At 31.7% G+C, this 13874-nt stretch carries 14 protein-coding genes; 7 read left to right on the top strand and 7 right to left on the bottom strand.

Features of this window, described 5'->3' with window-relative positions; translation table 11 throughout:
- Positions 1-9 precede the first annotated feature (9 nt).
- Complete coding sequence (locus H2277_RS03705) at positions 10-1380, top strand: phosphomannomutase/phosphoglucomutase (protein ID WP_337201038.1); 1371 nt, start codon at positions 10-12, stop codon at positions 1378-1380.
- A gap of 38 nt (positions 1381-1418) precedes the next feature.
- Complete coding sequence (locus H2277_RS03700; RefSeq protein WP_337201037.1) at positions 1419-1796, top strand: DUF1090 family protein; 378 nt, start codon at positions 1419-1421, stop codon at positions 1794-1796.
- A gap of 57 nt (positions 1797-1853) precedes the next feature.
- Here H2277_RS03700 and rsfS read toward each other — a convergent pair whose 3' ends face one another.
- Both rsfS and nadD read right to left on the bottom strand, forming a co-directional pair.
- On the bottom strand, positions 1854-2174 hold the full coding sequence (gene rsfS / locus H2277_RS03695; RefSeq protein ID WP_337201036.1) for a ribosome silencing factor: 321 nt from the start codon (positions 2172-2174) through the stop codon (positions 1854-1856).
- Between the two features lie 29 nt (positions 2175-2203).
- Positions 2204-2749 carry a nicotinate (nicotinamide) nucleotide adenylyltransferase gene (gene nadD, locus H2277_RS03690; protein ID WP_337201035.1) on the bottom strand — a complete coding sequence of 182 codons (546 nt, stop codon included), beginning with the start codon at positions 2747-2749 and terminating at the stop codon, positions 2204-2206.
- Between the two features lie 61 nt (positions 2750-2810).
- On the opposite strand from nadD, the gene gap reads away from it, so the two are divergent.
- The 5 genes from gap to H2277_RS03665 are packed head-to-tail and all read left to right on the top strand — an operon-like array spanning position 2811 to position 8022.
- Positions 2811-3809, top strand: a complete 999-nt coding sequence (gap, locus tag H2277_RS03685; protein ID WP_337201034.1) for a type I glyceraldehyde-3-phosphate dehydrogenase — start codon at positions 2811-2813, stop codon at positions 3807-3809.
- A gap of 1 nt (position 3810) precedes the next feature.
- Positions 3811-5010 carry a phosphoglycerate kinase gene (locus tag H2277_RS03680; RefSeq protein ID WP_337201033.1) on the top strand — a complete coding sequence of 400 codons (1200 nt, stop codon included), beginning with the start codon at positions 3811-3813 and terminating at the stop codon, positions 5008-5010.
- Complete coding sequence (locus H2277_RS03675; RefSeq protein ID WP_337201032.1) at positions 5011-5682, top strand: triose-phosphate isomerase; 672 nt, start codon at positions 5011-5013, stop codon at positions 5680-5682.
- A gap of 3 nt (positions 5683-5685) precedes the next feature.
- Positions 5686-6510: an enoyl-ACP reductase FabI gene (gene fabI / locus H2277_RS03670; RefSeq protein WP_337201031.1), complete on the top strand. Its 825-nt coding sequence runs from the start codon at positions 5686-5688 to the stop codon at positions 6508-6510.
- A 3-nt stretch (positions 6511-6513) separates the two neighbouring features.
- On the top strand, positions 6514-8022 hold the full coding sequence (locus tag H2277_RS03665; protein ID WP_337201030.1) for a hydrogenase small subunit: 1509 nt from the start codon (positions 6514-6516) through the stop codon (positions 8020-8022).
- Between the two features lie 32 nt (positions 8023-8054).
- On the opposite strand, the gene H2277_RS03660 is transcribed toward H2277_RS03665, so the two are convergent.
- The 5 genes from H2277_RS03660 to H2277_RS03640 are packed head-to-tail and all read right to left on the bottom strand — an operon-like array spanning position 8055 to position 13811.
- Positions 8055-9386, bottom strand: a complete 1332-nt coding sequence (locus H2277_RS03660; protein ID WP_337201029.1) for an MmgE/PrpD family protein — start codon at positions 9384-9386, stop codon at positions 8055-8057.
- Between the two features lie 8 nt (positions 9387-9394).
- Positions 9395-10762, bottom strand: a complete 1368-nt coding sequence (gene purB, locus H2277_RS03655) for an adenylosuccinate lyase (RefSeq protein ID WP_337201028.1) — start codon at positions 10760-10762, stop codon at positions 9395-9397.
- A gap of 12 nt (positions 10763-10774) precedes the next feature.
- A complete protein-coding gene (locus H2277_RS03650) occupies positions 10775-11938 on the bottom strand; it encodes a PLP-dependent aspartate aminotransferase family protein (RefSeq protein WP_337201027.1) in 1164 nt (387 codons plus the stop codon).
- An 11-nt stretch (positions 11939-11949) separates the two neighbouring features.
- On the bottom strand, positions 11950-13446 hold the full coding sequence (dcuC, locus tag H2277_RS03645) for a C4-dicarboxylate transporter DcuC (protein ID WP_337201026.1): 1497 nt from the start codon (positions 13444-13446) through the stop codon (positions 11950-11952).
- 2 nt (positions 13447-13448) lie between these two features.
- Complete coding sequence (locus H2277_RS03640; protein WP_337201025.1) at positions 13449-13811, bottom strand: RidA family protein; 363 nt, start codon at positions 13809-13811, stop codon at positions 13449-13451.
- Positions 13812-13874: the final 63 nt, after the last annotated feature.

Raw genomic sequence — 13874 nt, 5'->3', positions numbered from 1 at the left:
GATTTACATATGCTTGATGTGATTTTTAGAGAATACGATATACGTGGACTTTATGGAAAGGAACTTCACGAAAAAAGCGTTAAGGCGATAGGTTATTGTTTGGGTCGGACTATGCTTAAGAGATCTTGTAAAAATGTAAGCGTGGGTTATGATGCAAGGTATAGTGCTAAAGAACTTTTTGGATATTTGGTTAGCGGGTTAAATAAAGCCGGTATTAAAGTTTATAATATAGGGCTTGTTCCAACTCCACTTGGGTATTTTAGTCTTTATGAGGGGTTGAAATTTGATGCAAATATTATGATCACAGCTTCACACAATCCAAAAGAATACAATGGCTTTAAAATCACCATAGGTAAGGAAAGTTTTTTTGGAACTGAATTAAAAGAATTTTCTAAAGAAGTTTATAAGCATTTAGATGATGAAATAGAAGATAATTTTGATGCACAGCCATATGATATTTTAAGTCTTTATGTGGAATTTATGACTAAGCAATTTGGCTTTTTAAAAGATTTTCACTATAAATTTGCTATTGATTGTAGTAATGGAGCAGCCGGAGTTGTGATAGAACCGCTCATAAAAGCTTTAAATTTAAAAACCCATCTTATGTTTGCCAACCCCGATGGACAATTTCCAAATCACAATCCTGATCCAACAGAAGAACGAAATTTGGAAGCTGTGAAAAATTTCTTAAGTCAAAATGAAGATTATGGACTCGCTTTTGCATTTGATGGCGATGCTGATAGAATGGTGGCTTTAAGTAAAACGCATATTTTTTGCGGAGATGAGCTTTGTTATTTGTTTGCTAAAAACATCCCAAATCCTAGAATTTTAGGAGAGGTAAAATGCAGCAAAAATCTTTTTGATGAGGTTGCTAAATTCGGAACTATTTTTATGGGAAAAACTGGACATTCAAATATTAAAAAAATGATGAAAGAAAAAGATATTGATTTGGCTGCGGAAGTAAGTGGACATATATTTTTCAAGCATAGATATTTTGGATATGATGATGGAATTTACGCTTTTTTAAGAGCCTTAGAACTTGTTTATAAAGGTTTTGATTTAGAGGGCATGATTAAAGAATTGCCTAAATTATACACCACGCCAGAAATTAAAATTCCAGTAAACGAAGAAGAAAAATTTCAAATCGTTAGTGAATTTCAAAAAGCAGTTGAAAAAGGTGCTTTAGAGGGAGTAAAAAGCCTTTGTGAAATTGATGGAGCTAGAATTGATTTTGGTTATGGTTGGGCCTTGCTTAGAGCGTCTAATACAAGCGCATATCTTATCACTCGTTTTGAGGCAAATTCGCTAGAGCAAGCAAATGAACTTCAAGATAAAGTAATGAATTTATTTAATCAAATAAAAGCCAAACTTAAGAGTTAATCAAGTAGTATTTGAGATTTTATTTTAAGGAGTGATTGATGAAAAAAATATGGATTTTAATGGCTGCATTATGTACTATGGCATTTGCAAATGAATGCGATAAAAAAATAGAACGCATCAATAAAGAAATAGAATTTGCAAAAATTCATAATGATAATGCAAGAAAATTAAGCTTAGAACTTGCTTTAAAAGAAGTTAAAAATGATTGCAGTAAAGATCCTCTTTTTTACGATAAAAAGCTAGAGGCTAAAAAGCTAAAAGAGCAAGAGGTAGAAAAAATAGAAAAAGAACTTCATGCTTTAGATGAAAAAAAGGACTACATGAGTAAGGTTGAATACAAAGCCAAGAAAAAAGCTTTAAAAGAGCAAAAACATAAAATTAAAAAAGAAATTGAAGAGTATATTGATCATCTTTGATTTAAAAATTTATTCTCTATGGTTTAAAATCATAGAGAATGTTTGTTTTAATTAGTTTTATTTTTTTTTCAAACTTTCTAACAATTCTTCTATATTATAAATTCCTCTATGTTCAGGTGTTAAAAGATGGATTAAAATATCACCTAAATCAATCACGCTCCATTCTTCACTGCTGTCTATATTTAAAAATTCTTCACCCTTGCTTTTGAGTTTGGTTTTTAACTCATCAATTAAAGATAAAGCGTGTTTTTCTCCCAAGGTTGCAGCTATAATAACGTATTTTACAAAATATTCTTCTTTGCTCATATCAAAAGTTTTTATATCTTCTGCTTTTTTTTCATCTAAAATTTTAACAATTAAATCAATTCTTTCTTGCATTTTTTTCCTTTAATTTTTTTGAAATTGTATCAATTTTTTTGAAATTTTTTATAATAATTTCGTACTTCATCTTTAATTTTTCCACACACTTCATCAGTATTTAAGGTGTTTCTTATAAACGAAGAGGCTATTTTAATATCGGTTTTTAAATCTTTAAATTGCTCTGGAATTTCTATATTATCTCGTTTAGCGATGACAAATTCAACCAAAGAAGCCAATTTTTCAAATTGATGCCAAAGATAGAGTTTTTCTAAATGATCTGCTCCAATTAAAAAATAAAATTTACTTGGCCGATAAATCTTATAAAGGTATTCTACGCTTTCTATACTTGGAACCGGACGTTTTTGCTTGATTTCAAAGTCACAAATTTTTACTTTGTCTAAATTTCCCCAAAGTTTAATCACCCATTCTAATCTTTTTTCTTCATCAGCAAAAAATTCTTTTTTAAATGGATTGATAAAGGTTGGCATGATAATTAATTGATCAATATCAATGGTTTTTAAAGCTTCTTCTATGACAGCATTATGCCCTTTATGTGGTGGATCAAAGCTGCCTCCAAAAAGTGCGATTTTCATCTATTTTTTAACCTTTTTTTAGTAGAATATTAGCATAAAAAATTTGTATAAGGAAAATAAAATGGCCGTAAAAGTTGCTATTAATGGTTTTGGACGCATAGGAAGATGCGTTGCAAGGATAATTTTACAAAGGAATGATATAGAGCTTGTAGCGATTAATGATACTACCGATATAGAGCTTGCAAAATATCTTTTTAAATACGATACGGTCCATGGAGAATTCAAAGGAAGTGTAGAAAGCGAAGGTGATGATTTAATAATTAATAATAAAAAAATCAAGGTTTTTAAAAGTCGCAGTGTTAAAGATCTTGATTTTGCAAAATATGGAGCTCAAATCGTCTTAGAATGCACAGGAGCGCATTTAACAACAGAAAAATGTCAAGAATTTTTAAACATGGGTATAGAAAAAGTTATAATGAGTGCTCCTGCAAAAGATAATACGCCCACTTATGTTTTAGGCGTTAATTCTGATCTTTATCGTGGTGAAAAAATTATTTCCAATGCAAGCTGCACCACAAATTGCTTAGGGCCAGTTTGTAGAGTTTTGCAAGATAATTTTGGGATAAAAAAAGGCCTTATGACAACTATACATGCTTATACTAATGGACAAAGTATTATTGATGCTAAAGCCAGAGATAAGCGTCGCTCACGTGCTGCAGCACAAAATATTATTCCAACTTCTACAGGTGCTGCTAAGGCCATGAAACTTGTTATGCCAGAGCTTGACGGAAAGCTTCATGGGCAAAGTATGCGTGTTCCAGTTGTTGATGTATCAAGCGTTGATTTAACTGTTTTACTTGATCATAAAGTTAAAAAAGAAGAAATCAATGATGCTTTTAGAAAGGCTTCGGTTTCAAATTTAAAAGGCCTTTTGATGGTGGATGATGAAGAGCGTGTTTCAAGTGATTTTATCACTTGTTCTTATGGTGCGATTGTAGCTAGCGATTTAACTCAAGTTATAGCAGATGATTTGATAAAAGTGATCGCTTGGTACGATAATGAATGGGGTTATTCAAGTCGTTTAGTCGATATGGCCGTTTATATTGCAAATAGGAATTAAAATGAATGGTATTATTTCAATTAAAGATCTTGATTTAGATCATAAAAAAGTTTTTATAAGATGTGATTTTAATGTTCCTCAAGATGATTTTTTAAATATTACAGATGATAGACGTATCCGTTCAGCTATTCCTACTATTAGATATTGTTTAGATTGTGGTTGTAGTATTATTTTGGCTTCACATTTAGGTCGCCCAAAAGAACTCAATTCTAAATATTCTTTAGAGCCAATTGCCAAACGATTATCAAGACTTCTAGATAAAGAAATTATAATGGCTAAAGATGTTATCGGAGATGATGCGAAAAACAAAGTTTCCGCCTTGCAAACAGGCCAAATTTTAATGCTTGAAAATTTACGTTTTGAAAAGGGTGAAACTAAAAATGACAAAAATTTAGCTAAAGAGCTTGCTTCTATGGCTCAAATTTATATTAATGATGCTTTTGGGGTTTGTCATAGAGCGCATGCAAGTGTTGAAGCTATAACTGAATTTTTTGATGAAAATCACAAAGGAGCAGGATTTTTACTCCAAAAAGAAATTGATTTTGCGATTAATTTAATCAAACGTCCAGTACGTCCTTTTGTTGCAGTCGTAGGGGGTTCTAAAGTGAGTGGAAAATTGCAAGCTTTAACAAATTTATTACCTAAAGTTGATAAGCTGATTATCGGTGGAGGTATGGCCTTTACTTTTTTAAAAGCTTTGGGTTATGATGTGGGAAATTCGCTTTTGGAAGAGGAACTTTTAGAAGAAGCTCATAAAATTTTAATCAAGGGTAAGAATTTAGGAGTGAAAATTTATTTGCCTGTGGACGTTGTTGCAGCTCCTTCTTACTCTCAAGAGGCACCGATGAAATTTTCACCCGTTCAAGAAATTCCTAGTGGCTGGATGGGATTAGATATTGGACCTGCTAGTGTAAGGCTTTTTAAAGAAGTGATTTCTGATGCACAAACAATTTGGTGGAATGGCCCAATGGGAGTTTTTGAAATTGATAAATTTTCAAAAGGCAGTATAAAAATGAGCCATTATATCAGCGAAGGACATGCTACTTCTGTTGTGGGCGGAGGAGATACGGCTGATGTGGTTGCACGTGCTGGTGATGCAGATGAAATGACTTTTATTTCAACAGGCGGAGGAGCTTCTCTTGAGCTTATAGAAGGTAAAGAGCTTCCAGGTATTAGGGTTTTAAGAGTAAAGGAGAATTAAGTGATTTTTGCTGCAAATTTAAAGTGTAATCATACTAGGGCAAGCTTTAAAAATTATGCTGATATCTTAAATAAGACTATGGGTGCAAAATGTGATGATATCATCGTTTTTCCACCTAGTATTGCTTTTTTGGAGTCTCAAACTAACTTTATACAAGGAGCGCAAAATTTTTATCCTTGTGTTAATGGAGCTTTTACAGGCGAGCTTGGAAAAGAGCATTTGGACGAATTTGGTATTAAATGCGTCTTGATTGGGCATTCTGAAAGAAGAAATTTAGGTGATGAGGCTATAATTAAAGCTAAATTTGATTTTGCAAAAGAGCATCGTTTTAAAATAGTTTTTTGCATAGGAGAGGATTTAAAAACAAAAAATTCAGGCAAAACCTTAGAATTTTTAAAATCCCAGCTTGATATAATCGATTTAAAATATGAAAATTTAATCATCGCTTATGAGCCTATTTATTCTATTGGAACTGGAGTGAGTGCAGATATTAAAGATATTAATAACGTTCTTGAGTATTTGGCCACTTTAACTCAAGCACCTTTGCTTTATGGTGGAAGCGTGAATGAAAGCAATATAAAAGAAATTTTAAGTATTAAAGAATGTGGAGGAGTTTTGATAGGCTCCGCTGCTTTAAAAGTTGAGAATTTTATAAAACTAATCAAAGGATAAAAGATGATAATGAAAGGCAAAAAAGGTCTGATTGTAGGAGTTGCTAACAATAAATCAATTGCTTATGGTATAGCAAAAGCTTGTCGCGAACAAGGCGCAGATTTAGCTTTTACTTTTTTAAATGATGCTTTGAAAAAACGCGTAGAACCTATTGCTGAAGAACTTGGTTCCCATTTTGTTTATGAACTTGATGTCAATAATGAAGAACATTTATCTAGTATTGGAGATAAAATTAAAAAAGATTTAGGAAATATTGATTTTCTTGTGCATGCAGTTGCTTACGCTCCTAAAGAAGCTTTGGAAAATGATTTTTTGCAAACTTCAAAAGAAGCTTTTGATATAGCAATGGGAACTTCGGTGTATTCTTTACTTTCCTTAACCCGTGCGGTTTTACCCATCTTAAATGAGAATTCTTCCATTTTGACTTTAAGCTATCTTGGTGGGGTAAAATATGTACCGCATTATAATGTTATGGGTGTAGCAAAAGCAGCCCTTGAAAGTTCTGTGCGTTACTTAGCAAGGGATTTGGGTCTTAAAGGAATTCGTGTAAATGCTATTTCAGCAGGTCCTATAAAGACTTTAGCGGCTAGTGGAATAGGGGACTTTAGAATGATATTAAAATATAATGAAGTTAATGCACCATTAAAACGCAATGTTAGCATAGAAGATGTTGGAAATTCAGCTATGTATTTACTTAGTGATTTATCTCGTGGGGTTAGTGGAGAGATTCATTATGTAGATGCAGGATACAATATCATGGGAATGGGTGATGTTGAAAAAGATGAACAGGGTAATACTATTCTTTGTTGGGATAATATAAAAGGATAAAACATGACAAAGCTTAGCAATGAAGAATTAAAAATTATACTTCAAAATCGTATAGTTGAAATTGAAAATTCAAGCTCAAAACATGAGAAGATTATCAATGAAGAAAGCGTAAAAACCATTGTTAAGCATTTATCTTTAGGAAATGAAATTCTACCTTTAGCCCAACAATATTTTAAAATAGCTTCAAAAATGAAAATAGTTTGGCTTCATCTTTGTGAGTGTACCGGTTGTAGCGAGAGTTTATTGCGTTCTGAATTACCGAGTTTTGATGAATTTATATTTGATTTTTTTTCTTTAGAATACCATGAAACTTTGATGGCTGCAAATGGAACAAAAGCCGAAGAACTTATAAAAGATATTTTAGATCAAGATTTTCTTTTGGCTGTTGAAGGTGGGGTTGCTGCGATTGATACCTTTTTCTTAACTATAGGTGCTAACGCTGAAAGTGGTTATGAAATTTTACAAAAATTAGCTAAAAAAGCTAAGGCTATTTATGCAATTGGAACTTGTTCTTCTTATGGAGGAATTCAAGCTGCATATCCAAATCCTAGCAAGACTTGTGGAATTTCTGAAGTCTTAACTCAAAAAGTAGTTAATATCCCAGGATGTCCACCAAGTGATATAAATATCGTTGCAAATTTGGCATTTTTTGCACTTTTTGGAATTCTTCCAGAATTAGATGAGCAAAATCGTCCTGTATGGGCCTATGGTAAATGTTTGCATGATATGTGTGAAAGAAAAGCCAAATTTGAAAGCGGAATTTTTGCAGAACATTTTGATGATGAAGCGGCAAAAAATGGAGCTTGTCTCTTTAAAATAGGCTGCAAAGGTCCTTATACTTACAATAATTGTCCAAAAGTGAAATTTAATTCTAAAACCTCTTGGCCAGTTGCTTCTGGGCATGGTTGTATCGCATGTAGTGAAAAGAATTTTTGGGATGAATTTGGCAATTATGAAAAACCTATGGCAAATATTTTTTCTTATGCAAAATTGCAAAATAAAAATTTTTCAACTCAATTTATTTTAGAAGAGCAAATCAAGACTTTATCGAGTATAGATTTTGAATTTGAAACTAATATAAAGCTAATTTTGCAAAATATAGCTAAAAATAAATTAGGAGCTTTATTGGTTGAAAATTATAAAAAAAGTTTTGAAGCAAACTATGCCTTTATAGAGAAAAATTTTGACGAAAACTCAAATATTTCAAGTGATTTTTGGAAATACCTCGAAATTAATTTTATTTTAGCTAAGGGAGAGTTTTTAAAAAATAAAGAAGATTTTATAAATGCAGCGCAAAATTATGCTTTTAAGCACGCTAGTCCTTATGATTTTAAATTAAACTTGAGTGGTGAAAAACCTAAGCTTGATGTAAGTAAATCTTTTCGTATGCCTTTAATTTATCTTTGCGGTGGGCTTGATTTTGAAGGCATTGCTTTTAGTGTTTTAAAAGCTTTTGAAAAGAGTATTAAAGATGTGCTAGAATTTAACAATCCAAAAATTGTTAATCTGTAAGAGGCTTTTGTTTTTTAAATAAAAGCCTTTAATTAGGGTTTAAAATCGTTTTGATTTTCTAAATTTATAATTTGTTTTAGTAAATCATGAGCTTTTTCTTCTGTAAGGCTCATTTTGGCGTTGTTTAAAAATTTTTCTTTTAATTCTTCAAAGCTCAAAGGATTATCAAAATTTCCTTTATTGATAAAAACATCTTTTTGAATGACTTGTCCATTTTGCAAAGTCACTTTTATATGCCCTGGAAAGTATTTTGGAAATCCCGTAGATTGTTTTTTCTCATAAGTGATTTTTTGCGCAAAATTTATAAGTTCTTTACGCATTAGATTTTCATAAGAATTTAATGTGATTTTGCCATCAAAAAAACCTAAAGCCATCAAAAAAGGTAAAGAAAATTTAGCTTCATAAGCAGTTTTTGGTTGATATTTTTTTTCAATTGGATCGCAAACAAAAGAAATAGGAACCTCATCAACAAAACAATGGATATTTTTTATTTCATTGGCTTTTAAACCATCATTTTTTAAAGAAATAGCACACTCAATAAAACCATGCGTAAAATGGCAACTTGGATAAGGTTTGATAGAAACTTGCATAATCTGCCAAATTTGACCTAAAGCTTTATCAAGTTCTGTTTTATCCGAGTTTTCTTCTATGCCAAAGCATTTAAAAATATTATCTCTTCCTTCAAAAATACTCAAAGGTCCACTCATGTTATTTTTAGCTAAATTTGCAACCAAAATACCATTTTTTACAACATTTGCTAAATGTAAAACTTTAGAATTAGATCCATTGGATAAAAATTCATTCACTCCGCTTGCAAAACTCCCAGCAAGACCTAAGGCATTGATGATTTGTTCCTTATTTAAATTTAGCAAAACTGCACTTGCACTTACACTCCCAAAAATTCCAGCAATAGCGCTTGTGTGAAAACCACGTTTATGAAAACTTCCTTTACTTGCAATACCCACTCTAGCAGCTATTTCCCAGCCAATAATAAAAGCTTTTAAAATTTGTTTTGCATCTTTACAAACACTAAAACCATAGCTTAAGCAAAGCGGAGTTAAAAAAGCACTGCCATGCAAAATCGCTTCTGTATGTGTATCATCAAAATCAAGAGCATGGGAAGCGATTGAGTTAAGCATGGCTGCATTAATGGCATCTATTTTTTGTTCTTGTCCCCAAACAGTTGTACTTCCTTCGGTTTTTAAAGCATTTAAAGCATTTAAAACACATTCTTCTTTATGGGCGGCTAAGGCTGTTCCAAGACTATCAAGCATAAGTTCCTTAGCTCTGTAAATTACATTTTGAGGTATATCATCAAAATGTAATTTTATAATAAATTCAGCTAATTTTTCACTATAAAACATTTGCTTTCCTATTTTAAAATAGCACTATTTTTAATTTTTGCTAAAAATTCATCCACAAGTTTTGGTGCATAACCTACGTAAGTAGTTGCGTCAAGTAAAGCATCAATTTCTTTTTCTTTTAAAACTTTAGAAACTCTTTTATCGGCTAGTAATACTTCTTTAAAAGTTTTTTGTTTTTCGATGCCTAACATAGCGTTTTCATAAACGATTTCATGCGCATGTTGCTTACCGTAGTGATCACTCAGAGCAAACATAACACGTTCTGCTAAAACAAAACCATTAAGAGTATTTAAATTTTTAAGCATTTTGTCTTTCTTAATTTCTAAACCACTTAAGGCAAATTTCATATTAGCTAAAACCACAGAAAGCATTAAAAACATTTCAGGTAAAAGCTTCCATTCCATTTTCCAAACCTGCCCATCTCTTTCATGTTCATGTCTTTCTATATCACTAAGTATGGCTAAATTTGCCTTTAAAGCATTGCTTACTGTAACAGCATTTTCACTGACTGCGGGATTTCTTTTATGGGGCATAGTGCTAGATCCTACTTGACCTTTTCCAAAAGGTTCTGCTACTTCATCAATTTCATTGTGCGAAAGTATAAGAAGTTGATGAGCGATTTTATTGAAAGTTGCATTGATATTGCCTAAAACATATCCTAATTCTATAAAACGATCGCGTGCAGGTTGCCAAGAAATATTTGGCATACAAAGTCCTAAATTTTCTAAAGTCAACTTTTCAACTTCATTAGCCTTTTCACTTAAACTCGCTTTAGTTCCAACAGCTCCTACGATACTTCCAACATAAAGTCTCTTTTCAAGCTCCAATATTCTTTCAAAATGACGATCAAGTTCGCTAAGCCAAATAGAAACCTTGTGTCCAAAGGTTATTGGCAAGGCTTGTAAAGCCAAAGTTCTTCCCATCATCGCAGTATTTTTGTGAGTTTTAGCAAGTTTTACTAAGGCTTTTGCAATAGCTTTTAACTCTTTCTTGATAATTTGCATTGCTTCTTTAAACTGTAATACGATACCTGTATCAATGATGTCTTGAGTAGTAACTCCAAAATGAACAAATTCGCCCAAATTATCTTTACAAGCTTTTTCTAAGCCTCTTACTGTAGGAACTAGTGGATGTTTTGTTTTTTTAAATTCTGCAAAAATAAATTCCATATCCATAAATTTATAATGTGCTTTTTTAGCAATTTCATCTGCTGCTTTTTTAGGGATAATTTCAAGCTTTGCTTGGGCTTTTGCTAAAGCTGCTTCAACATCAAGCCATTTTTGAATGCGATTTTCTTCGCAAAAAACAGCACGCATTTCTTGAGTGCTCCAAGAATCTGCCAATAATTTATGATCAAATACACTTATTCCGGTCATTTTTTAATCCTTTTATTTTTTAATTTTTCCAAAAGCTTGTTCTAAATCAGCTATAAGATCTTTAGTATCTTCTAACCCTATGTGAAATCTCACAAATGGACCCCTCTGACTCCAATCACTTGCTGTTCTAAGAGGGATTGTTACCGTAGCTAAGCTTTCATATCCACCCCAACTTGCTCCTATAGAAAAATATTTTAAATAATCTACAAAAGCAATGGCATCATTTTGATTGTATTTATCATTAAATTCTATAGTGATCATTCCATTACTTCCTTTATGATCGCGCATAAAAATTTCATGATTTGGATGAGATTTGAGTTTTGGGTAAAAAATAGTTTTAATTTCTTTTCTGGTTTTTAGAAATTCAACTATTTCATCAGCACTTTTTTCATGAGCTTTCATTCTCACATCTAAAGTTCTCATTCCTCTAAGTACTAAATACACATCATCAGGACTTGTGGTAAAACCAAAGGCTTCTGGAAGTTCGTTGAAATTTTTCCATTCTTTTTGATTACAGACTACTATACCCATGGTAACATCTGAATGTCCACTTAGATATTTTGTTGCTGCGATAACAGAAATATCAACTCCAAGCTCTAAAGGATTTAAAAAATATCCACTTGAATAAGTATTATCAATGGCAACTGGAATATTATGAGAATGCGCGATTTTGCAAAGCTTTGGCAAATTAATGATTTCATAAAGTATAGATCCTGGACTTTCACATAAAATCAGCTTAGTGTTAGCTTTGATTTTTTCTTCTACATCGCTCGCATCAGCCTTTATAAAATCAACTTCAACGCCCATTTTTTCTAAAAATTTGTCACAAATGGTTCTAACAGGTCCATAAATTGCATCTGTGATTAAAAAATGTGCGTTTTTACTCGCATAATTTAAAAGTACCATAGCTAAGGCTGCAAGTCCAGTAGGGAAAAGCTGAGCTCTATAACCACCTTCTAATTCACAAATGAGTTTTTCAAGTTCAAAATTAGTAGCTGTACCTCTTGCCCCATAGCTTAAAACTCTTTCAGTTTTTCTTAATTCTTTATATTTTTGCCAAGTTGCATGATCTTTAAAAAGTATAGTTGATGCACGCATTAGAGTCGGATTTACTGATCTTGCTTCGGCACTTTGATCGCCTCTTCCTTGATGGATTAACTTAGTTTTTGGTTTCATTTTTCTCCTTTTTAAAGATAAATATAAGTCATTATGATATTTACAATACTTGCTACTAACATAGGAATAGCTGTTCTTTTTACCACTGCAAAGGGGCTAACTTTTGTCATAGCAGATATAGCTAAAATTGCAGGAGCAATAGGGCTAACACATCTTCCAAAACCTGTCATGATTTGAATAGGTGCTATCATGGAAATAGTTTCAACTCCAAAATGCTTTGCTATATTTGGGATAAGCGGAGCAAAGCTAAAAAATGCTGCATTTCCAGATCCCATTAAAAAAGCACAAAAAGCGAGAAGTATAGAAACGGCTATAATGATAGCTAGTACTCCAAAACCTGCATTTTTTAAAATTTCTATCAAGGTATCTACAAAACCAACTGATAAAAGTCCATTGGCAAATATTTGACCGCAAACAATCAGCGAAACTGTGATTACAAATAAATGCCCCATGCCTTTAAAGAAAATCATGATTGAATTTAAAGTTTCAATAACGCTTTTATAGCGTATCATCTCAAAAATAATAGCTATAAAAGTTGAAATCATCATAGCAACAGGAACATTGATTTTAATGTTTGATTGATAATGAATTTGAAATAAGGCTAAAATGCTATCAATGACAGAACTAAAACCTAGGATTAAAATTAAAGGTATAATAGGTAAAAGAGCGTATATTCTAGGTGGTTTTTTGACTTCTTTTGCTTTATTTTCATTAAGTTCTTCTTCAACTTTTTTAGAATTGTAAACAAAATGTTCTTTTTTATCAAAAAAATAATTGCAAAGATAAATAGAAATTCCTACAGCTATAATGATAGGTAAAGTTGTGGGAAGTTGATAGTGAACGAAATAAAATGCAGGATCAATCTTAGCCACATTTGAAGCCATGATGACATTGCCGCTTCCAGGCCCATGATCGATATATTGACAAATTGCAATTACACTTAAAGCAGAAAGTTTAGATACCCCTGTTCTAACTAATATTGGATACATAGTCACCATTAATAAAAGCGCTAAACCAGCATGAGAAGGTATAAAAAGAACTAAAAATTGAGAAATAAAATATGCAAGTATAAGCAAAATATAGGGTGATTTTACCATTTTTAAAGGTTTTTCAAAAACTTTAAAAAGAGCATAAGAAGCACCAACATGATCCATATAAACAGAAAAACCTGCTATACACATTAAAGTTAAGCCAAGACCTGCTAAAGTGCTTGATAAAGTTTGATTAAAAACTTCAAAAATATTAAAAAAACCTAAATTTAAAGATCCTTTTTCAAGGATGGGATGTCCCAATTTATAAAAATCTATACTTTGTAAATAAGTATAGATTTGAGGATAATTTATTTGAATATTTGATTCTGGAAAAGTATAGATTAAAAATGAAACAATTGTTGTTATGCCAAGTAAAAAAAATCCACTTAAAAGCAATGCCATATGGGCATTGACTTTTTTATAAAGCATGAAAATAAGTAAAAAAATACTTAAAAGTGAAAAACCAAGACCTAGCATATTTATCCTTTTGAGGCGATAACCTCTATTTCCACTTTTGCTCCTTTTGGTAAATCTTTAACCGCGAATGCGCTTCTTGCGGGATAGGGAGCTTGAAAAAATTCAGAATAAACTTCATTAAAAGCAGCAAAATCTGAAATGTTAGCTAAAAAGCAAGTTGTTTTTAATACTCTATCGTAAGAAATTCCATTTTCTTCTAAAATGGCTCCAATATTTTTTAATGATTGCTTGGTTTGTTCTTTTATATCTTCACTTTCTATTTCTCCAGAATTAGGATTGATAGGAAGTTGTCCCGAAATAAATAACAACCCATTAGCCTCTCTATAAGCTGAATAAGGTCCAATAGCTTTTGGATAATTTGACATTTTTTCTCCTTGAGTGTTAAATTATTATTGTTATAATAGAATATTATCATTTTAAAAATAATT

The sequence above is a fragment of the Campylobacter sp. W0014 genome (assembly GCF_020135975.1).
Classification (GTDB): domain Bacteria; phylum Campylobacterota; class Campylobacteria; order Campylobacterales; family Campylobacteraceae; genus Campylobacter_D.
Note: the sequence above shows the minus strand (reverse complement) of the source record. Positions and strands in the feature narration are given on the sequence as shown.

Excerpts from the sequence above, each read along its gene's own strand:
- H2277_RS03705 (WP_337201038.1), top strand. The coding sequence starts at position 10 with ATGCTTGATGTGATTTTTAGAGAATACGATATACGTGGACTTTATGGA.
- H2277_RS03700 (WP_337201037.1), top strand. The coding sequence starts at position 1,419 with ATGAAAAAAATATGGATTTTAATGGCTGCATTATGTACTATGGCATTT.
- rsfS (WP_337201036.1), bottom strand. The coding sequence starts at position 2,174 with ATGCAAGAAAGAATTGATTTAATTGTTAAAATTTTAGATGAAAAAAAA.
- nadD (WP_337201035.1), bottom strand. The coding sequence starts at position 2,749 with ATGAAAATCGCACTTTTTGGAGGCAGCTTTGATCCACCACATAAAGGG.
- gap (WP_337201034.1), top strand. The coding sequence starts at position 2,811 with ATGGCCGTAAAAGTTGCTATTAATGGTTTTGGACGCATAGGAAGATGC.
- H2277_RS03680 (WP_337201033.1), top strand. The coding sequence starts at position 3,811 with ATGAATGGTATTATTTCAATTAAAGATCTTGATTTAGATCATAAAAAA.
- fabI (WP_337201031.1), top strand. The coding sequence starts at position 5,686 with ATGATAATGAAAGGCAAAAAAGGTCTGATTGTAGGAGTTGCTAACAAT.
- H2277_RS03665 (WP_337201030.1), top strand. The coding sequence starts at position 6,514 with ATGACAAAGCTTAGCAATGAAGAATTAAAAATTATACTTCAAAATCGT.
- H2277_RS03660 (WP_337201029.1), bottom strand. The coding sequence starts at position 9,386 with ATGTTTTATAGTGAAAAATTAGCTGAATTTATTATAAAATTACATTTT.
- purB (WP_337201028.1), bottom strand. The coding sequence starts at position 10,762 with ATGACCGGAATAAGTGTATTTGATCATAAATTATTGGCAGATTCTTGG.
- H2277_RS03650 (WP_337201027.1), bottom strand. The coding sequence starts at position 11,938 with ATGAAACCAAAAACTAAGTTAATCCATCAAGGAAGAGGCGATCAAAGT.
- dcuC (WP_337201026.1), bottom strand. The coding sequence starts at position 13,446 with ATGCTAGGTCTTGGTTTTTCACTTTTAAGTATTTTTTTACTTATTTTC.
- H2277_RS03640 (WP_337201025.1), bottom strand. The coding sequence starts at position 13,811 with ATGTCAAATTATCCAAAAGCTATTGGACCTTATTCAGCTTATAGAGAG.